The organism is Leifsonia sp. 563, assembly GCF_040545055.1.
Taxonomy (GTDB): Bacteria; Actinomycetota; Actinomycetes; order Actinomycetales; family Microbacteriaceae; genus Leifsonia.
This window is the reverse complement of sequence record NZ_JBEPLE010000001.1, coordinates 346,532-369,867: the sequence shown is the minus strand read 5'-3', so window position 1 is coordinate 369,867 and position 23,336 is coordinate 346,532. Positions and strand designations below refer to the sequence as shown.

Here is a 23,336-nt window from a genome sequence, read left to right as displayed (position 1 = left end):
TGCTCACGGTGCTACCCAGGTGGAGCGGGCGCGCCGCGGCCGCAGGTTCCGTCGGCCGGTGACGCGCGGCGGCCTACCGGGGCGGCCGACCGACTCGGGGTCGAGGACCGCTCCCTCGAGAGCCGCGAGTCTCCCTCGTGGCCGACGAACTCCGCGGGTACGCAGTCGCCCGGCGATCAGCAGAAGCACACCTGCGACGCTGGTCCCGGAGCCCCAGAGTGCCGGCACCAGCGTGTCCGTGCCCGTGTCGGCCAATCTCGTCTGAGTCAGGGCGGGCTCGATGTCCGGCACGGGGACGACGGGAGTCTGCGCCCGGGTGATCTCGGTGGCGATGCCGAACTCGGACGTCCACGGGTGCACCCGTGCTCCGCCCGCATCGGGATCGGTGCGCGCCGGGTCGATGCGTTCGGTCCAGACGTAGTAGCCGTCGGCCGGGAGCGTGCAGCTCGGCGTGGTGTATTCGCCGACGCCGTCGATCACCGTCTCGACCGTGCAGACCGTGGGCGAGTCCGGCGGCGGCGCGGGAGCGTGGGAGATAGGTTCGGCGAACGGCCCGTGCAGCGTGCTCTCGACGACCGCTGTGATGGCGGTGAAACCGTCATCGCTGGCGCGAACGCCCCAGGTCGGAAGCAGGCCATCGCCCTCGGCGACGCTCACGGTGAGGTGGTCGGCGATCGCGGCACCCGGATGCGCCTCGGCCAGGGACGTGCGTGTACCCACCTGCGGCTGGAACGGCAGCGGTGACGGGCCGGTCGCGTGCGCCTCGGCCTGCGCATTCGCCGTGGACGGTTCCGCGATCAGCACGGCCTGTGCGTCCGTCGTCGGCAGAGCGACGGTGATCCGGTTGCCGTAAGGGAGTTCGCCCGTCTTCGCCGTGGCGCTCACGGCGACGCTGGCCTCCGATCCGGTCGGCCGGATGGCGACATCGGTCCCCGACCGAATGGTGCCGGTGCTCCCGCCGTCGTCGAAGGTGGCACCCGTGAGGGCCACCGACACGGGATGAGCGCCGCTGGGGAGCAGCTCCGGGCCGGCGATGCGGTCCACGGTCAGTTCGACGCGTACGCGGCCGGCTCCCGTCTCGGCGAGTTCGACGACCACGGCGACGCGCACCCCAGTCGAGGCGCGGCTTCGGGCCTCGGCCAGCATCTCGACCGCCCGCGCGTAGACGCGGTCGCTGTCGGCGCCCGCCCGTGCCGCGTGCTCTCGGGCCTCTGGTTCGGACATCCCGGCGTACATCCATGTCGCCAGCTGCCCCGAGGCAGCGGTGAGGCGGTCGCTGCTTCCCGCCCAGGTGCGGGCGAAGTAGGCGAACATCGCCGACTGCTCCGGCGTCCACCAGCCCATTCCGGCGGGGTCCGCGTAGCTGTACTGGAGGCCGACCGGTGCCACCTTGCCGGGATTCAGGCAGAAGCCGAGTGCGCCGTCGTCGAAATGGTAGGCGCCCAGCCACCAGCCGTCGGGGGACTGGTAGCCGGGACCGTGGCCGTCGCCCACGAGGGCGCGCGCAGGCCCGGCAGCGGAGGTGAGCGCTCCATGGAGGACGCCGAGGAAGACGGCCAGCCCCGCGAGGCATACAGCGGAGATCAGGGTGAAAGGTCGATGAGTCATGCCTCCACCGTCGCGGCGACGTCGGCTCCGCGGGGCCGCCGTCGGCGGATCGGTGGACAACGGCGTTCGCCGAGGACCTGTGAACACCTCGGCCGGTTTCGGCCCGTTCAGGGGAAGGGTCTAAAGTTCTTCCTGGCGAATTTATCTCGGCGTCGAGCTATTCTCGCGCCGGACCGTCAGGAGAAATCAGCCGGCAGCCACGAGCGCACCGGAACACCAGCGGATTGGATAACCGTGGATCTATACGAGTACCAGGCCAGAGACCTGTTTGAGAAGTACGGGGTCCCGGTGCTTCCGGGCATCGTCGCCGACACCCCCGAGGAGGTGCGTGCGGCTGCCGAGAAGCTGGGCGGCGTGACCGTCGTCAAGGCGCAGGTCAAGACCGGTGGTCGCGGAAAGGCCGGCGGTGTCAAGGTCGCGAAGAACGCCGATGAGGCGGAGGCAGCGGCCCGGGCCATCCTCGGACTCGACATCAAGGGCCACGTCGTCCGTCGTGTCATGGTCGCCGGCGGCGCCCGCATCGCCCGCGAGTTCTACTTCTCGGTGCTCCTCGACCGCGCCAACCGCTCCTACCTCTCGCTGACCAGCGTCGAGGGCGGTATGGAGATCGAGCAGCTCGCCGTGGAGAAGCCGGAGGCGCTCGCCCGCGTCGAGGTCGACCCGCGCGGCGGCATCGACCACGCGAAGGCCGTCGAGATCGCACGGGCCGCCGGATTCCCGGAGGACCTGGTCGAGAAGGTCGCCGATGTCTTCGTGAAGCTCTACGAGGTCTACACCGGCGAGGACGCGACCCTCGTCGAGGTGAACCCGCTCGTCCTCACCGAGGAGGGCGACATCATCGCGCTCGACGGCAAGGTCTCCCTCGACGAGAACGCGGACTTCCGTCACCCCGACCACGAGGCCCTCGAGGACAAGGACGCGGCCGACCCGCTGGAGGCCAAGGCCAAGGCGGCGAACCTCAACTACGTCAAGCTCGACGGCCAGGTGGGCATCATCGGCAACGGCGCCGGACTCGTCATGTCGACCCTGGACGTCGTCGCCTACGCCGGCGAGAAGCACCAGGGCGTCAAGCCGGCGAACTTCCTCGACATCGGCGGCGGCGCATCCGCCGAGGTGATGGCGGCGGGTCTCGACGTCATCCTCAACGACCCGCAGGTGAAGAGCGTGTTCGTGAACGTCTTCGGCGGGATCACCGCGTGCGACGCGGTCGCCAACGGCATCGTGAAGGCGCTGGAGATCCTCGGCGACGAGGCGAACAAGCCGCTGGTCGTGCGCCTCGACGGCAACAACGTCGACGAGGGGCGCCGCATCCTGACCGAGGCGAACCACCCGCTGGTCACCCTCGCACTCACCATGGACGAGGGCGCCGACAAGGCCGCCGAGCTGGCCGCGAAGTAAGCGAAGGACGAACGAGAATGTCTATCTTCCTCAACAAGGACTCCAAGGTCATCGTCCAGGGCATCACCGGCGGTGAGGGCACCAAGCACACCGCCCTCATGCTGAAGGCCGGCACCCAGGTGGTCGGCGGTGTCAACGCCCGTAAGGCCGGCACGACCGTCACCCACGGCGATGTCGAGCTCCCCGTGTTCGGCACGGTCGTCGAGGCCATCGAGAAGACCGGCGCAGATGTGTCGATCATCTTCGTGCCGCCGGCGTTCGCGAAGGACGCGATGGTGGAGGCCATCGACGCCGAGATCCCGCTGCTCGTCGTGATCACCGAGGGCATCCCGGTGCAGGACTCCGCAGAGGCGTGGGCCTACGCCAAGGAGAAGGGCAACAAGACCCGGATCATCGGCCCGAACTGCCCCGGAATCATCACGCCCGGCGAGTCGCTGGTGGGGATCACCCCGGCGACCATCACCGGCAAGGGCCCGATCGGCCTCGTCTCGAAGTCGGGCACGCTGACCTACCAGATGATGTACGAGCTGCGCGACCTCGGCTTCTCGACCGCCATCGGCATCGGCGGAGACCCCGTCATCGGCACCACGCACATCGACGCGCTCGCCGCGTTCGAGGCCGACCCGGAGACGAAGGCCATCGTGATGATCGGCGAGATCGGCGGCGACGCCGAGGAGCGCGCCGCGGACTTCATCAAGGCGAACGTGACCAAGCCGGTCGTCGGCTACGTCGCGGGCTTCACGGCTCCCGAGGGCAAGACCATGGGCCACGCCGGCGCCATCGTGTCGGGCTCGGCGGGCACCGCCCAGGCCAAGAAGGAGGCGCTGGAGGCTGCGGGCGTCAAGGTCGGCAAGACGCCGTCCGAGACGGCGGAGCTGCTGCGCGAGGTCTACGCCGCGCTGTAATCGCGAGACGCACCACCGCGAAGGCCGGGACCGGGAGGTCCCGGCCTTCGCTGTTTCCGGCCCGCGTCATCCCGTTCAGGTACTCCCTGCCGCACACGGTGACCGCGGCGCTACAGTGAGCGCACCGTGCCGGAAGGAGACGCTGATGGCTCGTCCGACGAACACCGAGCTGCTGCAGCGCATCGCAGCTCTGGAGGAGGAGAACGCCGCGCTCCGGATGCAGAGCGGCGACCCCTCGATCGACACGGTGCCGATCGCACCGTTGCCGCCGACGAAGCGCCCGCGCAGCTGGGCCTGGACCCTGCTGGCGACCGTCCTGATCGTCCTCGGTGCCATCCTCGCGCCCGTCGCGGTGGTCGCGTCCTGGGCGAAGGTCCAATTGACGGACACCGACTCGTTCGTCGCGACATACGCGCCACTTGCGCACGACCCGGGCGTCCAGGCGTTCGTGACCGACGAGGCCGTGAAGGCCGTGCAGGACAATGTCGACATCGATCAGCTCACGTCGCAGGTGATCGACGGCATCACCGACCTGGGCACCGGTCCGGTCGCCACCAAGGCCCTGGAGTCGCTGAAAGGTCCGCTCGCGCAAGGCGTCGAGTCGTTGCTGCGCTCGACCGTCCAGCGCTTCGTCGCCTCCGACGCGTTCGCGCAGGTCTGGCAGCAGGCGCTCCGGACGAGTCACGACCAGTTGATCGCGACGATGCAGAACGACCCGAAGGCGGCCATTACCGTGGGGTCCGACGGTTCCGTCGGCATCCAGCTCGCCCCGATCATCGACCGGGTGAAACAGCTCCTGCTGGATCAGGGGGTCACGTTCGCGGCGCAGATCCCCTCCGTGGATCGGACCATCACCGTCGCACAGAACTCGTCCATCCCGACGCTGCAGCTCTTCTACGGCCTGGCGGTGGCTGCCGGGGCGTGGCTGCCGTGGGTCGCGATCGGACTGCTGGCGCTCGGTGTCGTCGTCGCCCGCCGTCGTGCCCTCGCTCTGATCTGGGCTGCGGTCGCGCTGGGTCTCGCCATGGGCATCACGCTGGCCGCGATCGGCATCGGCCGGCTCGTCTTCGTCTCCTCGGTCTCTCCGTCGTTGGTGCCCTCGGGATTGGCGCAGACGCTGTTCTCGACGGTGACGGACGCGATGATCGCGACTGCGGTCGCCGTCCTCGTCCTCGCGATCGCTGTCGCCGTGGTCGGGTGGTTCTCCGGCCCGTTCGCCGTTCCCCGAAGGCTGCGCGGTTTTTTCGGCGACGGTGTCGCCTGGGTGCGCCAGTCGGCGGAGCGTCACGGCATCACGACCGGCCGGGCGGGCGAGTGGATGTACGCCCAGCGCACGCTGCTCCGCGCGGCCGTAGCGGTGATCGCCGCCGCCGTCGTGCTGTTCGTCCGCCCGCTCACACCGGCTCTGATCATCTGGACGCTGGTGCTGGCGGCGCTGGTCGTCGCGATCCTCGAACTGGTGCAGCGGCCGGTCATCACCGTGCCGGAGCAGGCCGACGACGAGACGCCGGTGGTCACGGTCTCCTGAGCGCCGAAGTGTCGGCCCTCCGCGCCGCGTGCGCGCCGGTAGGCTCCGTTCGGTCATGAGTCGCACAACCGTCGCCCTGCTCGCCGCGCTGGAGGCGCTCATCGTCGCCGCCATCGGCATCGGGATCTGCCTCGTCCCGATCACGATCCTCTGGGCGGCGCAGTACCAGCTCGGCGCCGACTTCACGGTGGTGTGGCGGTCCGCCGCCGACATCTGGCTGGTCGGCCACGGCGTCAACCTGACCATCGCGCTCGACCCGCAGACGGTCGCGCAGCTCGGCCTGCCGGGTGCGGCCGTGCCGTTCCAGGTGACCATCGCGCTGCTCGGGTTCGCCGCTCTGACCGCTGGGCTGGGCGTTCGGACCGGGATGCGTGCAGCGGAGACGGATCAGCGTCTCGTCGGTGCAGTGACGGCCCTCGCGGCCTTCGCGGTCATCTCGACACTGGTGGTCCTGACCGCGGGTTCGCCGGTCGCGCAGCCGTCCATCTGGCAGGGGGTCATCCTGCCGCCCTTCGTCTACGGGGTGGGGATCGCCGCCGGATTCGGCTTCGCCGCGCTGCGTGGCGGGGCGCCCGCCGAGACGGCTGCCGCGACCGCGTCGCCGGATCGGGATGCGACGGGCGCGCTCGACGGCGACATCGGCGGCTCCTCGTCGGGGAGGGCAGCCGCGCCGGCCGTCCTCTCCGTTCTTCGGACCGCGACCCTGCCGATCCCCGGCGCCCTGCGCACCGGCGCCGGCGCCGCACTGCGCGCCGGGACGGCGGCGACCGCCATCGTGATCGGCGTGGCCGCTCTGGTGGTCGCGCTGCTGATCTTCGGCAATTACGGGACGATCATCAGTCTCTACGAGCAGCTGCAGACCGGTGTCGCCGGGGGAGCGGCCCTGACCATCGGGCAGCTCGCCGTCATCCCGAACGTCGTGGTGTGGATGGCGTCGTGGCTGGTAGGCCCCGGCTTTGCCCTCGGCACCGGGTCGTCGGTGAGCCCGATCAGTACCGCGCTGGGGCCGTTGCCGGGGTTGCCGCTCTTCGGCATCATCCCGGCCGGCGGCTGGAGCTTCGGGCTGGTCGGCGTCGTCGTCCCGATCCTCGCGGGCTTCGTCTCCGGTGTCCTCGTCCGCTCGCGGACGGAGGTTCGCGGGCTCGACGGCCTGCAGGCCCTGCTGCTGACCGCGCTCGGGATCGGTGCGGTCGCCGGGATCGAGCTGGGGCTCCTCGCGTGGTGGTCGTCCGGCGCCCTCGGCCCGGGGCGCCTGCACGACGTCGGACCGAACCCGTGGCTGGTCGGCGCGCTGGCGGCCGCGGAGGTCGCCGTCGCCGCGGCGATCGGGCTGGCCGCAGCCGGCCGCGGCCGCCGGTGACGGAACCGGTCGTCTCACGCCGCTAGGCTGGTGGCGTGCTCTCGATCGTGGTGCTGATCTCCGGTGGCGGCTCCAACCTGCGTGCCCTGCTGGAGGCCTCGGAGGACGCCGAGTTCCCCGCCCGCGTCGTCGCCGTCGGCGCCGACCGCGATGCGGACGGCTTCGAGCACGCGGAGCGCTTCGGCATCCCGACCTTCACGGTGCCCTTCACGTCGTATCCGAGCCGGGAGGAGTGGGGCGACGCCCTGCTCGAGCAGATCCGGCAGTGGGAGCCCGACCTGACCATCCTGTCCGGCTTCATGCGCCTGGTGCCGCCGCGGGTGGTCGAGGCGTTGTCGCCGCGGCTCATCAACACGCACCCCGCGTACCTGCCCGAGTTCCCCGGCGCGCATGCGGTCCGCGACGCTCTCGCCGCCGGCGTGACGCAGACCGGGGCGAGCCTGATCGTCGTCGACAACGGTGTGGATGCCGGCCCCATCATCAGCCAGGAGCGCGTGGAGGTGGAACCGGGCGACACCGAGGCCGCCCTCCACGAGCGCATCAAACCTGTGGAGCGACGGCTGCTCATCGACGCCGTGCTCGACATCGCCAACGGACACATCGACCTCGAGGAGCTTGCCCGAGCATGAGCGGACCCCGTCACGACGCCAGCCTGTACCGCGAGCGGGATCTCGTCCCGATCCGCCGCGCTCTGATCTCGGTCAGCGACAAGACCGGACTGCTCGACCTGGCGTCCGCGCTCGCCGCGGCCGGCGTGGAGATCGTCTCGACCGGCTCGACGGCGCAGACGATCCGCGACGCCGGTCACGCGGTGACCGATGTCGCCAGCGTCACCGGGTTCCCGGAGTCGCTCGACGGGCGTGTGAAGACGCTGCACCCGGCCATCCACTCGGGACTCCTCGCCGACCTCCGGCTGGCGTCGCACGAGGAGCAGCTCAAGGATCTCGGCATCGAGCCGTTCGAGCTCGTCGTCGTCAACCTCTACCCGTTCGTCGAGACGGTGGCTTCCGGCGCGATCGGCAACGACGTCGTCGAGCAGATCGACATCGGCGGCCCGGCCATGGTGCGCGCCGCCGCGAAGAACCACGCGAACGTGGCGATCGTGGTGTCGCCCTCCGACTACGACGGCATCGTGGAGGCCGTCGCCGCCGGCGGCACGACCTTCGACCAGCGCCGGGAGCTCGCATCGAAGGCGTTCGCGCACACGGCCGCCTACGACGGCGCCGTCGCCGCCTGGTTTGCGGGTGAAGCCCCCTCCACCGACGACTTCCCCGAGCGCTGGGAGGCGCGTGCCGAGCTCAAGCAGACCCTCCGCTACGGCGAGAACTCGCACCAGGCGGCCGCCCTCTACGCCGACCCGAAGGGCACCGGCATCGCCCAGGCGACCCAGCTCGGCGGCAAGGAGATGTCGTACAACAACTACGTGGATGCGGATGCCGCCCTGCGCAGCGCCTACGACTTCCGCGAGCCGGCCGTCGCCATCATCAAGCACGCGAACCCCTGCGGAATCGCCGTCGCGGACGACATCGCCGAGGCGCATCGCAAGGCGCATGAGTGCGACCCGGTGTCGGCGTACGGCGGCGTGATCGCGGCCAACCGCACGGTCACCCTCGCCATGGCGGAGACGGTGAAGGGCATCTTCACCGAGGTGCTGATCGCCCCGGGCTACGAGCCGGAGGCGCTGGAACTCCTGCAGACGAAGAAGAACCTCCGCATCCTGCAGCTGCCCGAGGGGTACGCCCGCGCGCTGACCGAGTTCCGCCAGATCTCGGGTGGCGTGCTCGTGCAGGACTCCGACCGCTTCGATGAGTTCTCTTCCGACGGATGGACCCTGGTCGCCGGCGAGGAGGCCGACGCGGCGACCCGTGCGGATCTCGAGTTCGCCTGGAAGGCGTGCCGCGCGGTGAAGTCGAACGCCATCCTGCTTGCCCACGACGGCGCATCCGTCGGGGTCGGGATGGGTCAGGTCAACCGCGTGGACTCGTGCACCCTGGCGGTCAGCCGGGCGGGGGAGCGGGCGGCCGGATCCGTGGCCGCATCCGACGCGTTCTTCCCGTTCGCCGACGGCCCGCAGATCCTCATCGACGCGGGCGTCCGCGCGATCGTGCAGCCGGGCGGCAGCATTCGCGACGAGGATGTGATCGCGGCGGCGAAGGCAGCAGGAGTCACCATGTACTTCACCGGCGAGCGGCACTTCTTCCACTAGGAGAACGCGCGGCGACGTTGCCTCCGGGGCCCGGTCGCGGGAGAATGGACGGCGGTCCACAAGACCGTCACACATTTTCACCGCGATCCCACGAGGAGACACCGATGTCCGTCCTGCCCGCAGACCTGCCGCACGAAACACTGCACGTGGTGAGGGGGAGGCGGAGCGGCCTCACCATCAGCATCGCGGTCCACTCCACCGTCCTCGGGCCGGCCCTCGGCGGATGTCGGGTCTGGACGTACGACTCCTGGCAGGAGGCGGTTGCCGACTCGCTGCGGCTGGCCGAGGGGATGACCCTCAAGAACGCCGCGGCAGGTCTCCACCGCGGCGGTGGCAAGGCCGTCGTCTACCTGCCGCGCGGCACGGTGCTCACGCCGACCGAGCGCTACGAGGTCATGCTCGACCTCGGCGACGCCGTCGAGACGCTCGGCGGCAGCTACATGACCGCAGAGGATGTCGGAACGAGCGCCGAGGACATGTCCGTCGTCGGCACGCGCACCGCCCACGTCTGCGGCCTCCCGCCGTCGGAGGGCGGCGTCGGCGAGCCCAGCGACGCGACCGCCGCCGGTGTGTACGCCGGTCTGCAGGCCACCATGGAGCGGGCGTTCGGCAGCCGGGATGTCAGCGGCCGCCACGTGATCGTGCTCGGCCTCGGCCACGTGGGATCGCTCATCGCGATGCGCCTCGCCAGCGAGGGCGCCGTGCTGACCGTCACGGACGTGAACCCCGCGAAGCGCGCCCTCGCCGACGCGCTCGGCGCCACCTGGGTGAAGCCGGACCAGGCCCACCGCGTCGAGGGCGATGTCTTCGTCCCCGCCGGTGTCGGAGGAGTGCTGACCGACCGGGTGATCGACGAGCTCCGGGTCGCCGCGGTCGTCGGCCCCGCGAACAACCAGCTCGCGTACCGCTCCGGAGCGGAGCGTCTGGCCGCACGCGGCATCCTCTGGGCGCCGGACTTCGTCGTCAACGCGGGCGGGGTGATCTTCCTGTCGATGGCGGGCGAGACCGGTGTGACCGCCGAGGCCACGCAGGAGCGGGTCGAGCGGATCGGCGACACGGTCGCGGAGATCTTCCGGGCCGCCGACCAGCGCGGTGTCACCACGCTGCAGGCCGCGGAGGAGCTCGCGCTCGACCGCCTCCGGGAGCCAGCGAACGCATAGCAGCGCTCCGCTAGGTTGGAACCCATGACGTCTTCCTGGGGCCGCCGGCTCATCGCATCCCTTGTCGCTGCCCTCGTGGTGGTCCTCGTCGTTCACGCGGCGATGATCGCCGCGTTCTACGTGGGGAGCCTCGCCGGGTCGTCGGCTCTGTCCGGGGCGTTGATCGTCGCTGTCAGCAACTACTTCTCGCTGACTAGCGTCATCGCCTTCGTCCTGCTCTGGGTGGCGGGTTTCGTCGGCGCGTTCGACCGGTGGTGGACGGCTCTGATCGCGGGCGTGCTGGCCGGTGTGCTCGCGCCCGTGGTCGGGACCATCCTGAGCGCCACCTCGGGCGGCTCGCCGTTCAGCGGCGACCTGATCGCCGCCGTGCTCGGCACCCTGCTGGGGATCAACCTGCTCTACGCCGTCGCCGTCACCGCGCTCACCCCGACGTTCGGCCGCTGGCTGTTCCGCGTCGTCGAGGGCACCCGCAGCCGGTTCGAGACGGACCGCAAGGTCGCGCTGGTCCGCATCCCCGCCGGCAACCTCGCCGAGGGCCTGGTGACGCACATCGACCGTGAGCCGGTGGATGCGGAGCGCGCGGACGCGCAGTGGGACGCCTACGTCGCAGCTCTCTCCGAAGCCGGCTGGCAGACCGTCGAGGTCACGAGTGCTGACACCCTGGCCGACTCGGTCTTCGTGGAGGACACCGCCGTCGTCTTCGGCGACACCGCCGTGATCACGCTGCCCGGCGCCGAGTCGCGCCGCGCGGAGGTCGTCGGCACCGAGGCCGCGCTCCGTGCGCAGGGGCTGCACCTCGAGCGCATCGAGGCGCCGGGGACGCTCGACGGCGGCGACGTCCTCAAGGTCGGCTCGACGGTCTACGTCGGCCGCGGGGGGCGGACCAACGCCGAGGGCATCCGTCAGCTGCGCGCTCTCGTGGCGCCTCTCGGATACACCGTCGTCGCCGTCCCGATCACCAAGGCGCTGCACCTGAAGACGGCCGTGACCGCCCTGCCCGACGGCACGGTCATCGGCTACGAGCCGATCGTGGACGAACCGCGCGTCTTCGAGCGTTTCCTCCCGGTTCCCGAGGCCCACGGCACGGCGGTCGTCGTGCTCTCGGACGACACAGTGCTGATGTCGTCGTCCGCCCCGCAGTCGGTGGCGCTCGTCGAGGACCTCGGCTACACCGTCATCCAGGTCGACATCTCCGAGTTCGAGAAGCTCGAGGGATGCGTCACCTGCCTGTCGATCCGGATCCGCTGACTCCCTCCAGCGACTCCCGGCGCGCTCCGAGTGGAGCCGGCAGGGCGCACCACGCCGCGGTCGCCGCAGCGAGGAGGGCCGCGGCCGCCCATCCCGCACCGACGCCCGCAACCGAGGCCACGAGCACCAGCGCGGAGGTGCCGAGTGCGGTTCCGAGCTGGGCTCCGGTGTTGAGGATGCCGCTTGCGCTGCCGGCGAGTTCGTCGGGCACCGTCGTGCCGATCGTCGTCGCGGCGACCGACGACAGGCCCAGCCCTGCGCCTGCCAGCGCCACGCCGACGAAGACGCCCCACCACGTGCCGACGGTCAGCGCCATCAGCAGGCAGCCGAGGGCGATCGCCGCGATGCCCATCCCGCATACGGCGTAAGCGCTCAGCCGTTTCAGCAACGGGCGCGTGCTAGTCGAGGTGAGGATGACGGCGACACTCAGCGCCATCAGTGTCAGTCCGGAGGCGATCGGGTCGATTCCGAGCCGTTCCTGCAAGAACAACGTGGCCAGAACGGCCGTCGAGCTGGTGGTCGCGGTGTTGACGAACGACAGCAGGGTGCCCTGCCGCAGCGGGCGCGACCGGAAGGCGGCTGCGGGGATGAGGGGTGCGCGGGCGGTGTGCAGCCGGATGCCGAGGAGCACGGCGAGGACGACGCCGGCGCCGACCGTCGCGACGCCGATCACCCGGGTGGCGGGTTGCTCGATCCAGGCCGCGCCGGCGATGACGGCCATGACCGTGAGGATGAGCAGGGCGGCGCCCAGGGCATCGACCGGCTCCTCGTCGGTGCGCTCGCGCGCACCCGTCACCGTGGCGAGGGTGCCGATCGTCAGCGCGCAGGCGAGCGGAAGGTTGACCCAGAAGACGGCCGGCCACCCGAACGCTTGCACCAGCAGGCCACCGACCAGGAAGCCGGATGCGCCCGCCGCCGCTCCTGTGGCGCTCCACGCCGCGAGGGCGCCCCTGCGCCGCGGCGCCTCTGGCGTCGCCGAGAGCAGCAGCCGCAGCGCCGAAGGGACGGACAACGCGGCGGCGGCACCCTGCAGCGCCCGGCCGACGAGGACGACGGCCAGGGCTCCCTGATGCCAGACCGCAGCTGTACCGCCCAACACGGAGACAGCGCCGAACATGCCGATGCCCACAAGCAGAACGCGTCGATGTCCGAAACGATCGCCCAGCCGCGCGCCCAGGATGAGGAGGCCGCCGAAGAACATGGCGTAGACCGTCGCCAGGGGTCCGGCCGCGGATTCCGGCGCGCCCAGACCGCTCAGGATGGCAGGAATCGCCGTGGTCGCACTGGTCACGCCGAGGACGTCGACGAACTGCACCAGGCACAGCACGAAAACGGCCCCTCTGCGCATGCGGCCACCGTACCCGGCGCCTCCGACAGGCCGACCCTCCACTGGGATGTGAGAAAAACTCTTGCGTTCGTCGAGAACCTGGCAATATGCTGTAGGGCTGCCTTGTCGCGGCAAAACGGACGTGTACATCGAGGCTGGGAGGACGCCATGACGACGATCGAGACCGCACGAAAGACCACCGTGCCCGGGTTCGTCGCCGCCCTCGCGGCCGACGCCCGACCGTCCGGGCGGTAGCTCCCCGCCCCTCGCCGCGCGCCGCCGCGCACGACACCGGGAGCGTCCGCGGACGCTCCTCGCATCCCCACCACAAGACCCGCCATCGTCGGCGTGTCTTCGGCGACTCCTCCGCGTGCTCGCCGCCGGCTCCATGACGTCGGACACTCACAGAAAACGGATCATCCATGTCTGTCGCCCAGACTCCGAACACTCAGACTCCGAAGACCACCGCGAAGCGGAAGAGCACCGCGCGCATCCTGCTGCGCATCCTCCCGTTCGCCAAGTCCGCCGCGCCCCGCATCATCCTGGGCATGGTGGCCGCGCTGCTGGCCAGCCTCGTCGCGCTGAGCATCCCGCAGGTGCTCCGCTGGCTGGTCGACGGCCCGCTGTCGACGGGTGACCCGTCGGCCGTGTGGCCTGCTGCGCTGCTCGTGGTCGGGCTGGGCGCTGCCGAAGCGGTGTTCATCTCGCTGCGGCGCTGGTTCGTGCTGACCCCTGGAACTCACGTCGAGGCGAAGATGCGCAACGCGCTGTACGCGCAGTTGCAGGATCTCCCGGTCGCGTTCCACGACCGCTGGCCGAGCGGTCAGCTCCTGTCGCGCGCGGTCAGCGACCTCAGCATGATCCGTCGGTGGCTGTCGTTCGGCATCGTGCTGCTGGTGGTCAATGTCGTCACGATCGTGGTCGGGTTCGCGATCCTGATCGGGTGGAACTGGATCCTGGGGCTCATCTTCCTGGTGTGCTCCATCCCGCTGTGGATCTACGGGTTCGTGTTCGAGAACAAGTACTCGGTCATCGCGCGGCGCAGTCAGGACCAGGCGGGCGACCTGGCGACGGCGGTCGAGGAGTCGGTGCACGGCATCCGTGTGCTGAAGGCGTTCGGGCGCGGCAAGCACGCGCTGAAGACCTTCGAGTCGCGCGCGGAGGAGCTGCGCGGCACCGAGATCGAGAAGGCGAAGGCCATCGCCGGCATCTGGCTCTGGCTGCTGCTGGTCCCGGACGTCGCGTTCGGCATCTGCCTCGTCGTCGGGGTCTGGCTGTCGGCGCAGGGCCAGCTGTCGGTCGGCGAGCTCGTCGCGTTCTTCGCCACGGCGACCGTCCTGCGGTTCCCCGTGGAGTCGATCGGCTTCCTGCTGTCGATGACCTTCGACACCCGCACGGCGGCGGACCGCTACTTCGAGGTGATGGACGAGGTCAACACGATCACCGACCCCGCCCAGCCCAAGCGCATCGCCGAGCCGCGGGGAGAGCTCGTCTTCGACGACGTGCACTTCCGGTACCAGGACTCGCCGGAGCGCTTCCCGGACCTGCTCGACGGCATCCGCCTGACGGTCCGCCCGGGGGAGACGATGGCCCTGGTCGGCCTGACCGGCTCCGGCAAGTCGACCCTGACCGCCCTGACGACACGGCTGTACGACGTGACCGGCGGCGCGGTGAAGGTGGACGGCGTGGATGTGCGCGACCTCACCCGCTACGACCTGCGCAAGGCGATCGCCATGGCGTTCGAGGATGCGACCCTGTTCTCGGCGTCCGTGCGCGACAACGTCCTGCTCGGCCGCGACGACCTCGACCCCGCCTCGGCGGAGGCCGAGCGCGTGCTCACCGAGGCTCTCGAGGTGGCGCAGGCGGGCTTCGTCTACGACCTCCCCGAGGGCGTCGAGACGAAGGTCGGCGAGGAGGGGCTCAGCCTGTCCGGCGGTCAGCGACAGCGGCTCGCGCTCGCGCGCGCCGTCGCCGCGAACCCCAGCATCCTGGTGCTCGACGACCCGCTGTCGGCGCTCGACGTCGACACCGAGGCGCTCGTCGAGGCCGCGCTGCGCCGGGTGCTCGCCTCGACCACGGCCCTGATCGTCGCGCACCGCCCGTCCACCGTGATGCTCGCCGACCGGGTGGCCCTGCTGGAGGACGGCCGCGTCACCGCGGTGGGTACCCACCACGACCTGCTCGCCAGCAGCGAGCACTACCGCTTCGTCATCTCCAGCCTGGAGGACGAACAGAACGAAGAGATCCTCGAGGAGGTGAACCTGTGAGCACCACGACCGTCCTGGGCGTCGAAGGCGAAGAGCGCAACGACCTCAGCAAGGAGGAGAGCCGGCAGGTGCGGCGCCGTTCGCTGCACCTGCTGGGTTCGCTGCTGCACCCGCTGCGGATGCGGCTGGCGCTGACGGCCGTCGTGGTCGTCGTGAGCACGGCCGCCCAGGTGGCAGGCCCCGCGATCATCGCGTTCGGCATCGACAACGGCCTGCCGGCCCTGCTGAAGCAGGACTGGTTCCCGCTGGCGGCCGCCGGTCTCGCCTACCTGATCACCGGTGTGATCGGCGCGGTGCTCATCGCCTGGTACACGGTGCTGAGCGCGCGGATCAGCCAGGCCATCCTGCTCGACCTGCGCAAGCGGGTGTTCCTGCACACGCAGAAGCTGTCGCTCGAGTTCCACGAGTCGTACACGTCCGGCCGGATCATCTCGCGCCAGACGAGCGACCTGGACTCCATCCGGGAGCTGCTCGACTCGGGCATCAACCAGCTGGTCCAGGGCTTCCTGTACATGCTGTTCATCGCGATCGCGCTGTTCTCGATCGACTGGATCAGCGGTGTCGTGCTGCTGGTGTCGCTCGTGCCGCTGTACCTGCTGACGCGGTGGTTCCAGAAGCGCTCGCAGGTGCTGTTCCGCATCTCGCGGGTCGCGTCGGCGAAGCTGATCGTGCACTTCGTGGAGACCATGACCGGCATCCGCGCGGTCAAGGCGTTCCGCAAGGAGAAGCGCAACGAGAAGGACTTCGGCGGCCTGGTCGAGGAGTACCGGGATGTGAACGCCCGCGTCATCCAGCTGTTCGGGATCTTCGACCCGGGCCTCGTGATGATCGGCAACGTGACGGTCGGTGTCGTGCTGCTGGTCGGCGGCTTCCGGGTCGCCGACGGGCAGCTGGCGATCGGCGTGCTTCTCGCGGTGCTGCTGTACACGCGTCGCTTCTTCGACCCGATGGAGGAGATGGCGATGTTCTACAACTCCTACCAGTCGGCCGCCGCGGCGCTGGAGAAGATCTCCGGCGTCCTGGAGGAGGAGCCCAGCGTTCCGGATCCGGTGCAGCCGGTCGACCTGTGGTCGGCGCAGGGGCATGTGAGCTTCGACGAGGTCTCGTTCGCCTACAAGAAGGACCGCGTCATCCTGCCGGAGTTCACGCTCGACATCCCGGCCGGGCAGACGGTCGCGCTGGTCGGTTCGACCGGTGCGGGCAAGTCGACGCTGGCGAAGCTGATCTCGCGTTTCTACGACCCCACCGCGGGTTCGGTGAAGCTGGACGGCGTCGACCTGCGGGATCTGCACCCGAAGGATCTGCGCCGGGCGATCGTGATGGTCACCCAGGAGGCGTACCTGTTCAGCGGCTCGGTCGCCGACAACATCGCCCTGGGCAAGCCGGATGCGACGCGCGACGAGATCGTGCGGGCGGCGGAGGCCGTCGGCGCGCACGAGTTCATCGAGGGTCTGCCGAACGGCTACGACACCGACGTGAACAAGCGCGGCGGCCGCGTCTCCGCGGGACAGCGGCAGCTGATCTCGTTCGCGCGGGCGTTCCTCGCGGACCCGGCCGTGCTCATCCTGGACGAGGCGACGAGCTCGCTCGACATCCCGAGCGAGCGCCTGGTGCAGGAGGCGCTGCAGACGCTGCTCGCCGATCGCACGGCCGTGATCATCGCGCACCGTCTGTCCACCGTCGCGATCGCCGACCGGGTGCTCGTCATGGAGCACGGCCGCGTGGTCGAGGACGGCACGCCCGACGACCTCATCGCGGGCACCGGCCGGTTCGCCCAGCTGCACGCGGCCTGGCGCGACTCGCTGGTGTAGCGGTCACGGTCGCGCGTGCGGCCGCTCGGCCGCCGGGGACCACGGGGAGACCTCCGTGGTCCCCGCCGCTGTCTCGGTGCCCCGTGGGATACGGCGATTGACCGCTATCAGCGGGCCATGGCGCGGTGGCCGCTAAGGTCCGTCATGTCGCGGGGACCGCTCTGGTCCTGCACTGCGACGGGATGGAGTGCTCTATGGAAGTCAGTCTGGATCTGGATGCGGTGCTGCATGGGGCGTCGCCGCTCCCCGGTGTGCGCGGTTCGCTGCCGAGCGGGTTGTTGCCGGCGGTGCTCGGGGTGGGCGACCCCACAGTGGATACCGCGCGGGTTGCCCTGAGCGACTGGTGGACGACGATGAGCGCGGGGATGGCAGACGACGTCGACGCACTGCATCAGCTCGTGACGGCGGCGGCGAACGCACAAGCTGCCCTGGATCGCCGGGCGGCGGCGGATATGAACAATGCCGGGGATCCAATGGCTCCCTTCCGGGTGAGGTAAGCGATCATGGCGGAATTCACAAAAGAGGACCCGGGCTGCGGCAACCCGGAGGGCATCGACGAACTGATGGAGCAACTGCTGCGGGATCAGGTACAGCTGGAGAACGCCCACACCGTCATCAACGATTCGGCGTGGGCGGTGAAGCAGCATTGGAAGGGAAAGGCCGGGGAGGCGGCGGCTGCAACGCACGAGGCGTTGAAGAGCAACATCGCTGCCAAGCATTCCCTGATCGGGGGCGCATTCACCGCCTGCCGGGACTATCGTGACGCGCACGAGACGGTGAAGGATCAGGCACGCGTCTGGGTGAACCAACTCGAAGCGGCACGGCAGACCATCAATGCAGCGTCAGAGATGATCAAAGGCCCGAAAAATGCTCCGGGCATGGCGGAGCTGATCGAAATCGCGGCCCGGAGCAAAGCGGCAGCCGTCGTCGAGGAAGCCGAGGCGCTCGAACGTCTCACGGCGCTCTACGAGGACCGCGTCGAGGCGCGAGACGCCTTTCGGAGTGCGATCGCGTACCTCACTGAGGAAGACGGCGGCATCAACGTCAAAGTGCGTGCGATCGACAATCCGAGTCCGAGCGGGCCGCCACGTCGAACGCAGGGGCCGAATGAGGCGGACCTCGGATCCATCCGCAACCTGATCGACCAGGCGAACGAATCGGTGTGGAGGATGGTCGCGGCGTGGGTGAGCGGGAAGGGGCCGCGCACCTTCGCCTGGGATGAGAGTGATCCGTTCACGCAGCTCTTCGTGCGGAGCGACAGCGTGGCCAAGGTCAAGGCGAGCATTCAAGAACAGATCCTTAACGGAAACTATCGCGACACGGGGCGTTATGACGCGCAAGGCGAAGATCTCCCGCGCGACCTGGAGACGATCACAAGTCTCGGGGGCAAAGGCAACCTGCCGGAGGCTTTCATGGGGTCATTCGCATACGACTACGACGTGACAACGGTGAATGGTGACGGCACTGCAACCGTCACCATTCACGCCTGGAACTACACCGACGTCGAATCAGCGACCCGTATCCCCGGAACCAGCAAAGCGCCCGGTGGCCCCTACTACCTTGGGCCGTACGCATCCATGAAATTCGTCCAGGACGTCCTCGGTGGCTATCAGACGATCCGGCAGGACATTACGTGGACCGAAACGGTGAGACTGCCATGATGTCGACATTGAGGGGGTCGAGCCGGGGAAATCCCGTCTGGTTGCTGTGGTTGATTCTGGGTCTCACGTTTCTGTTCATCGCGTGGGAGGTCGGTTCCTGGTTCTGGTTGCAGCGTCCGGTCGAGTTCACGGAGCGAGATCTGTACGGGACCTGGGTGAGCGATGGTCCGCATCCGACGACCCTGGATTTCACGAAGGATGGTGTCGTGACGATTTCCGGTGCGCCCCTCCCTCAGGCGCCTGAATACGAGCATCCTTCGGTGAGCGGTGTGACCCAGTGGAAGTTCTTCCCGGATACGCGCGATCCCCACGTGTCGGTCGGCGGAACCTCCACCCAGTCCATTTACGCGGAGAACTCGATGTTCTCGACCGTTCTGGCCTTGTACACCGGCGACCCGGACTCGGCCGGCACGAGAGTGGTCTTCAGGCACATGGGCGGCTAGCCCTGGTCGGGGCAAGCCTCGACCTCGCGGGCGATTCCGGCGGGGACCACAGGAAACCTCCCGTGATCCCCGCCGCCGGTCGCCGGGCGGTCAGGGGTTGAGTCAGCCGGCCGGGGACCAGGTCGAGCGCGCCCGCGACGGGCGCAGCGTGCGGTGTCCGCCCGCGCGAGCGTGCGGGGTGCGGCGCACGGAGGGTGCCTCGCGCGCCAGCGCCGTGCGGAAGAGGGGCAGGCGGGACAGCAGGCTGTCGCGCATCCCGTCGCGGAGCACGACCACCTCGCAGCCCGCGTCGATGTAGGCGCTCGCCGTCGGGCCGTCGGCGAAGCGTGCTGCCGCGCCGGCGGAGACGGTGATGCAATCGGCGACGAGCGCGCGGCCGGCCGTCGCCAGCACGGTGGTGCGGGAGGTCGCCGGGGCGACGAGCGAGCGGATGGTGCGGGCGAGCGTCGGCCACTCCGCCGGACGGATCGCCGTGCCGTCGGAGAACGTGTCGCCCAGGTCGAGCAGTTCGAGGCGGCGGCCGGTCGCGGCGGACACCTCTGCGCTCGCACGCACGGCGCGCTGCAGCAACGTGACCAGGTCGGAGGCGGCCGTGTCCGGTGCGACGGGGAGGGAGAGGCCGGCGACACGGACGCCGAGAGCCGCTGCGTACCGCGCGACCGCAACGGCGATGGCCGGGTCGACCCGGAGCAGCACGGCCGTACCGGACGGTGCGGAGACGAAGGTGTCGAGATCGTCCGGGTCGTCGACGACGAACCGGCGCACCCCCGCCTCCCAGGCGGAACGCCGCTGCAGCCAGCGCGCACCGGGCGCGGCGTGCAGCACCCGGCCGAGGTCCGCATCCACGCGGCGCAGCGCAGGGAGGGCGGCGTCGTGGGTCACGGTGAAGCCGGCGCCCTCGGCGGAGACGGTGGCGAGCAGAGCCGGATGTGCGAGAGCGCTCACGTCGAAGTGCACGTCAACCCAGGGGAAGGCGGCGCGCAGGTCGCGGAAGCGGCGAGCGGCGCGGGAAAGGTCCATCACGACGACGGGCAGCTCGTCGTCATCGCGTCGGCCCCGCCCGGAGTGACGGCCGTCCACCGCGCCCGCCCCGGTCGCCGCGTCCGTTCGGACGGCTGCGGCGCCGGTCGGGTCGGCGGTTCGGGTCGCGGTGGACATCGCCATCTCCTCGGGTGGACCTTCGTCCCGCCCAGCGGCGGGAACCTCGACGTTCGGGTCGTTGAGGTTGTCTCACATCCTGGCCCCGGCCCAGATGGCCCACATCCGGGGGGTCACCTCATTCCGTTTGCGTGGAGGCACGGATGACCCTCGGGGTGCGTGCGGAGATGATGGTGCCATGTACCTCCGCGTTGTGATCGTCGACGACCACGAGCGGTTCCGCGAACAGGCGGCGGAGCTGCTCCGCCTGGAGAGCTTCATGGTGGTCGGCGACAGTGCGACCGCCGCCGGCGGCATCGAGTTGAGCCGCCGCCTGGCCCCCGACGTCGTGCTGCTCGACGTCGGTCTGCCCGACGCCAGCGGCTTCGATATCGTGCCCGCGATGCGGGCGACGGGCGCCGCCGTCGTGCTCACGTCGAGCCGGTCGGCGACCGACTACGGAAGGCGCGTCGCCGACAGCGGCGCGGAGGGTTTCATCAACAAAGACGAGCTGACCGGTGAGGCGATCCGCACCCTGCTAAGGTAAGCGCGTGAGCGGGGGACAGACTGTAGAGTCTCGCGCGCTCAGAGTGGCCGTCGCCGACGATGCAGTGCTGCTGCGCGAGGGGATCGGACAGATCCTGCGCGCGGGCGGTATGGAGGTCGTCGCCTCGGTGGACACCGCCGAGGAACTTCTGCGCGCCGTCGCGGCCGACGGTGATGTGGACGCGATCGTGCTCGACATCAAGATGCCGCCCACCCACACCGACGAGGGCCTGCGCGCTCTGGAGCGTCTGCGTGCGAGCGGTTCGCGCGCCGGCATCCTGCTTCTCTCCATGTACACCACCGCGTCGTACGCGATCCGGGCGATGGGCGCCGGCAGTGGCACCGGATACCTGCTCAAGGACCGCGTCGCCGACGCCGACACCCTGGTCACCGCCGTCCGCACCGTCGCACGCGGCGGCTCGGTGGTCGACCCGGAAGTCGTGCAGTTGCTCGTCACCGCACGGTCATCGGAGGCGACGGTCGAGTCGCTCTCTTCCCGAGAACGCGATGTTCTACGGCTGATGGCGGAGGGCAAGTCGAACGTCGGCATCGCGAGCGAACTGCACCTGAGCCTCCGCACCGTCGAATCCCACATCGGGCACATCATGGCGAAGCTGGGCGTGGAGGATTCCGCCGAGGGCCACCGGCGGGTGCTCGCGGTGCTGCGCTTCCTCGGCCGGGACGCCTGACCCCATGGATGCCGCGCTCCCGGCGCATCCGGAGGTCGCGCGCACCGGCGACGTGGGCATCGCCCCCGCACGGCCAGGTGCGGGCCGGCTGATCCTCCGCGCGCTCGCCGTGACCGTCACCATCGCGTCGAACGTCACGGCCCAGGTGCTCAGCGCGATCACCGGCGACTACGGGCCGCGTCCCTCCGGCGTCGGCTGGGCCATCGTCTTCATCTCCGTCGCGGTCGTCTACGTCGTCTGCGCGGTGATCGCCTGGCGGATCGTGCGGAGCCCCATCCCCGGCTGGCTCATGGTCGGAGCCGCCTTCTTCTGGTCGGCGGGCGCCTGGTACCCGTTGGTCCGTCAGTGGGGCTGGGTGTGGCCATGGGTGCAGGGCGTGACGGACTTGTGGGCGGTGCTGGTCGGGCTCCTCGTGCTGTGCTACCCCACGGGGAGGCTGGTCGCGCGTTTCGACCGCGCCATCCTGCTGGCCATCTCGATCGCCTTCGCGGTGCGTCTCGGCGGCACCCTGCTGTTCTCGTCGCCGGAGCCGTCCGAGTGCGGCTGCGTGATGAACCCGTACGCCGTGCTCCCCAGCGACACGGCCGACTACTGGCTGGGGCTGGCGTGGCGGTTCGTCGGCCTCGCCCTCATGCTGACCGTGGCGGCCCGCCTGATCGCCCGCTGGTTCACCAGCTCCCTCCCGGCCCGCCGGGTGGCCTTCGTGATGCCGCTCGCCATCCTGCTCTGGTGCTACGGCACGGTGCAGGACTCGCTGAGCTTCGCGTTCGGCTGGGACAGCGGATGGTTGCAGTTCATCCCGCCGGTCGCGATCGCGCTCATCCCTCCGGCGTTCGTCGGCGGTGTGCTCTACGCGCGGGGACTGCGCTCGCGGATGGCGGACCTCGTCATCGTCGCGCGCGACAAGGTCGACCGCGGTCTCTGGGAGTCGAGCCTCGCACGGATGCTGCACGACGGATCCCTGCGCGTGTTCTGGTGGGATGAACCGCTGCAGAGCTACCAGACCAGCGACGGCAAGCCGGTGCCAGAAGCCGGCCTGACCGACCGGCCGGGACGCTCGGTGCTCGCGATCGACTCCGACCAGGGACCGATCGCCCTGATCGAGCACGATGTGGCGCTCAGCCAGGACGACCGCCTGCTCGACGCCGTCTCCTCGGCCCTCCTGCTCTCGGTCGACAACGACCGGCTGCGCGGGAGGCTGGAGCGCACCATCCAGGAGCTGCGGGAGTCGCGCTTGCGCATCGTCGAGGAGGGCTACCTCGCCCGCCGGAAGCTGGAACGCGACCTGCACGACGGCAGCCAGCAGCAACTCGTGTCGTTGGCCATCAGCCTCCGCATCGCGACGTCCAAGGCCGAGGCGCACGGTGACGAGGAGCTCGCGGGCGACCTGCAGCGCGCCTCCGAGCAGCTCGCGGACGCCCTCCGCGAGCTCCGGGAGCTCGCCCGCGGCATCCACCCCACCGTGCTGACCGACGGCGACCTCCGTTCGGCGATCGAGGAGCTGGGACTGCGGAGCCACGTACCCGTCGAGGTCCGCGTCGACATCGCCGAGCGGCTTCCCGAGGTGGTCGAGGAGACCATCTACTACTGCGTCTCGGAAGCCCTCGCCAACGCCGCCAAGCACGCGCGGGCACGCACGTGCACCGTCATGGTCTCGCGAGCGGACGCGACGGTCACGGTCATCGTGAAGGATGACGGCCAGGGCGGCGCGCGCATCGAGCCGGGCGGTGGCCTCGAGGGCCTCCGCGACCGGGTGGAGGCGGTGTCCGGCCGGGCGGAGGTGCGCTCGGTCGAGGGCCTCGGCACGATCATCGAGCTCACCATCCCGGTGCAGGGTTCCTGACCCGGTTGCACCGTCTCATGCCCGCGACCCCGACCCGGTTGACGCTGGCCCTGCGGCAATAACAGCAATCTCAGCGTCATAGCGACCCTGGGATTCGCGTCTCAAGGGATAAGCAGGTGTTCCGATACGACGGACGCCTCGTATCCGGAAGCGAGACGCCATGAGCGGAGCTGCTCAGATCACTCGAATTGTCATCGCC

At 69.9% G+C, this 23,336-nt stretch carries 19 protein-coding genes; 16 read left to right on the top strand and 3 right to left on the bottom strand.

What is annotated here, in order from left to right; genetic code table 11:
* Positions 1 to 3: 3 nt before the first annotated feature.
* Entirely contained in the window at positions 4 to 1,608 is a 1,605-nt protein-coding gene (locus ABIC47_RS01800; RefSeq protein ID WP_354476697.1) for a hypothetical protein, read from the bottom strand.
* Between the two features lie 234 nt (positions 1,609 to 1,842).
* Here ABIC47_RS01800 and sucC point away from each other — a divergent pair, with 234 nt between their 5' ends.
* The 8 genes from sucC to ddaH all read left to right on the top strand — a co-directional run bounded on the left by sucC (position 1,843) and on the right by ddaH (position 11,413).
* Positions 1,843 to 3,006 carry an ADP-forming succinate--CoA ligase subunit beta gene (gene sucC, locus ABIC47_RS01795; protein ID WP_018191901.1) on the top strand — a complete coding sequence of 388 codons (1,164 nt, stop codon included), beginning with the start codon at positions 1,843 to 1,845 and terminating at the stop codon, positions 3,004 to 3,006.
* Between the two features lie 17 nt (positions 3,007 to 3,023).
* Positions 3,024 to 3,911, top strand: a complete 888-nt coding sequence (sucD, locus tag ABIC47_RS01790) for a succinate--CoA ligase subunit alpha (RefSeq protein WP_018191900.1) — start codon at positions 3,024 to 3,026, stop codon at positions 3,909 to 3,911.
* Positions 3,912 to 4,056: 145 nt separating this feature from the next.
* Positions 4,057 to 5,439 (top strand): hypothetical protein, encoded by a 1,383-nt coding sequence (locus ABIC47_RS01785; protein WP_354476695.1) that lies wholly within the window; start codon positions 4,057 to 4,059, stop codon positions 5,437 to 5,439.
* Between the two features lie 55 nt (positions 5,440 to 5,494).
* Positions 5,495 to 6,799 (top strand): cell division protein PerM, encoded by a 1,305-nt coding sequence (locus ABIC47_RS01780; RefSeq protein WP_354476693.1) that lies wholly within the window; start codon positions 5,495 to 5,497, stop codon positions 6,797 to 6,799.
* Between the two features lie 35 nt (positions 6,800 to 6,834).
* Entirely contained in the window at positions 6,835 to 7,428 is a 594-nt protein-coding gene (gene purN / locus ABIC47_RS01775; protein ID WP_018191897.1) for a phosphoribosylglycinamide formyltransferase, read from the top strand.
* Positions 7,425 to 9,005: a bifunctional phosphoribosylaminoimidazolecarboxamide formyltransferase/IMP cyclohydrolase gene (gene purH, locus ABIC47_RS01770; protein WP_354476691.1), complete on the top strand. Its 1,581-nt coding sequence runs from the start codon at positions 7,425 to 7,427 to the stop codon at positions 9,003 to 9,005. Before purN ends, purH begins: the two co-directional genes overlap by 4 nt.
* Positions 9,006 to 9,109: 104 nt before the next feature.
* Positions 9,110 to 10,165: a Glu/Leu/Phe/Val dehydrogenase family protein gene (locus ABIC47_RS01765; protein ID WP_354476689.1), complete on the top strand. Its 1,056-nt coding sequence runs from the start codon at positions 9,110 to 9,112 to the stop codon at positions 10,163 to 10,165.
* Between the two features lie 24 nt (positions 10,166 to 10,189).
* Entirely contained in the window at positions 10,190 to 11,413 is a 1,224-nt protein-coding gene (ddaH, locus tag ABIC47_RS01760; RefSeq protein ID WP_354476687.1) for a dimethylargininase, read from the top strand.
* On the opposite strand, the gene ABIC47_RS01755 is transcribed toward ddaH, so the two are convergent.
* Positions 11,385 to 12,761 carry an MFS transporter gene (locus ABIC47_RS01755; protein WP_354476685.1) on the bottom strand — a complete coding sequence of 459 codons (1,377 nt, stop codon included), beginning with the start codon at positions 12,759 to 12,761 and terminating at the stop codon, positions 11,385 to 11,387. The genes ddaH and ABIC47_RS01755 overlap by 29 nt on opposite strands.
* Positions 12,762 to 13,162: 401 nt before the next feature.
* On the opposite strand from ABIC47_RS01755, the gene ABIC47_RS01750 reads away from it, so the two are divergent.
* The 5 genes from ABIC47_RS01750 to ABIC47_RS01730 all read left to right on the top strand — a co-directional run bounded on the left by ABIC47_RS01750 (position 13,163) and on the right by ABIC47_RS01730 (position 18,922).
* Complete coding sequence (locus tag ABIC47_RS01750; protein ID WP_354476683.1) at positions 13,163 to 15,007, top strand: ABC transporter ATP-binding protein; 1,845 nt, start codon at positions 13,163 to 13,165, stop codon at positions 15,005 to 15,007.
* Entirely contained in the window at positions 15,004 to 16,818 is a 1,815-nt protein-coding gene (locus tag ABIC47_RS01745) for an ABC transporter ATP-binding protein (protein WP_089877002.1), read from the top strand. The genes ABIC47_RS01750 and ABIC47_RS01745 overlap by 4 nt, the downstream gene beginning before the upstream one ends.
* Before the next feature lie 194 nt (positions 16,819 to 17,012).
* Complete coding sequence (locus ABIC47_RS01740; protein ID WP_089877000.1) at positions 17,013 to 17,315, top strand: hypothetical protein; 303 nt, start codon at positions 17,013 to 17,015, stop codon at positions 17,313 to 17,315.
* 6 nt (positions 17,316 to 17,321) lie between these two features.
* Positions 17,322 to 18,479 carry a hypothetical protein gene (locus ABIC47_RS01735; protein WP_089876998.1) on the top strand — a complete coding sequence of 386 codons (1,158 nt, stop codon included), beginning with the start codon at positions 17,322 to 17,324 and terminating at the stop codon, positions 18,477 to 18,479.
* Positions 18,479 to 18,922 (top strand): hypothetical protein, encoded by a 444-nt coding sequence (locus ABIC47_RS01730; RefSeq protein ID WP_157695061.1) that lies wholly within the window; start codon positions 18,479 to 18,481, stop codon positions 18,920 to 18,922. Before ABIC47_RS01735 ends, ABIC47_RS01730 begins: the two co-directional genes overlap by 1 nt.
* A gap of 102 nt (positions 18,923 to 19,024) precedes the next feature.
* Here ABIC47_RS01730 and ABIC47_RS01725 read toward each other — a convergent pair whose 3' ends face one another.
* Entirely contained in the window at positions 19,025 to 20,080 is a 1,056-nt protein-coding gene (locus ABIC47_RS01725; RefSeq protein WP_354476680.1) for a type III PLP-dependent enzyme domain-containing protein, read from the bottom strand.
* Positions 20,081 to 20,258: 178 nt separating this feature from the next.
* Between ABIC47_RS01725 and ABIC47_RS01720 the strand changes: the two genes are divergently transcribed.
* From ABIC47_RS01720 to ABIC47_RS01710, 3 genes are read left to right on the top strand one after another with little or no spacing between them, the layout of a single operon-like run.
* Positions 20,259 to 20,606, top strand: coding sequence for a response regulator (locus ABIC47_RS01720; protein WP_018191889.1), 348 nt, complete (start codon positions 20,259 to 20,261; stop codon positions 20,604 to 20,606).
* Positions 20,607 to 20,649: 43 nt separating this feature from the next.
* Positions 20,650 to 21,294: a LuxR C-terminal-related transcriptional regulator gene (locus ABIC47_RS01715; protein WP_354476678.1), complete on the top strand. Its 645-nt coding sequence runs from the start codon at positions 20,650 to 20,652 to the stop codon at positions 21,292 to 21,294.
* Between the two features lie 4 nt (positions 21,295 to 21,298).
* Positions 21,299 to 23,137: a histidine kinase gene (locus tag ABIC47_RS01710; RefSeq protein WP_354476676.1), complete on the top strand. Its 1,839-nt coding sequence runs from the start codon at positions 21,299 to 21,301 to the stop codon at positions 23,135 to 23,137.
* The last annotated feature ends 199 nt before the right edge of the window (positions 23,138 to 23,336 follow it).

Coding starts and splice junctions, on each gene's coding strand:
- ABIC47_RS01800 (WP_354476697.1), bottom strand. CDS start 1,608: ATGACTCATCGACCTTTCACCCTGATCTCCGCTGTATGCCTCGCGGGG.
- sucD (WP_018191900.1), top strand. CDS start 3,024: ATGTCTATCTTCCTCAACAAGGACTCCAAGGTCATCGTCCAGGGCATC.
- ABIC47_RS01785 (WP_354476695.1), top strand. CDS start 4,057: ATGGCTCGTCCGACGAACACCGAGCTGCTGCAGCGCATCGCAGCTCTG.
- ABIC47_RS01780 (WP_354476693.1), top strand. CDS start 5,495: ATGAGTCGCACAACCGTCGCCCTGCTCGCCGCGCTGGAGGCGCTCATC.
- purH (WP_354476691.1), top strand. CDS start 7,425: ATGAGCGGACCCCGTCACGACGCCAGCCTGTACCGCGAGCGGGATCTC.
- ABIC47_RS01765 (WP_354476689.1), top strand. CDS start 9,110: ATGTCCGTCCTGCCCGCAGACCTGCCGCACGAAACACTGCACGTGGTG.
- ddaH (WP_354476687.1), top strand. CDS start 10,190: ATGACGTCTTCCTGGGGCCGCCGGCTCATCGCATCCCTTGTCGCTGCC.
- ABIC47_RS01755 (WP_354476685.1), bottom strand. CDS start 12,761: ATGCGCAGAGGGGCCGTTTTCGTGCTGTGCCTGGTGCAGTTCGTCGAC.
- ABIC47_RS01750 (WP_354476683.1), top strand. CDS start 13,163: ATGTCTGTCGCCCAGACTCCGAACACTCAGACTCCGAAGACCACCGCG.
- ABIC47_RS01740 (WP_089877000.1), top strand. CDS start 17,013: ATGGAAGTCAGTCTGGATCTGGATGCGGTGCTGCATGGGGCGTCGCCG.
- ABIC47_RS01735 (WP_089876998.1), top strand. CDS start 17,322: ATGGCGGAATTCACAAAAGAGGACCCGGGCTGCGGCAACCCGGAGGGC.
- ABIC47_RS01730 (WP_157695061.1), top strand. CDS start 18,479: ATGTCGACATTGAGGGGGTCGAGCCGGGGAAATCCCGTCTGGTTGCTG.
- ABIC47_RS01725 (WP_354476680.1), bottom strand. CDS start 20,080: ATGTCCACCGCGACCCGAACCGCCGACCCGACCGGCGCCGCAGCCGTC.
- ABIC47_RS01720 (WP_018191889.1), top strand. CDS start 20,259: ATGTACCTCCGCGTTGTGATCGTCGACGACCACGAGCGGTTCCGCGAA.
- ABIC47_RS01710 (WP_354476676.1), top strand. CDS start 21,299: ATGGATGCCGCGCTCCCGGCGCATCCGGAGGTCGCGCGCACCGGCGAC.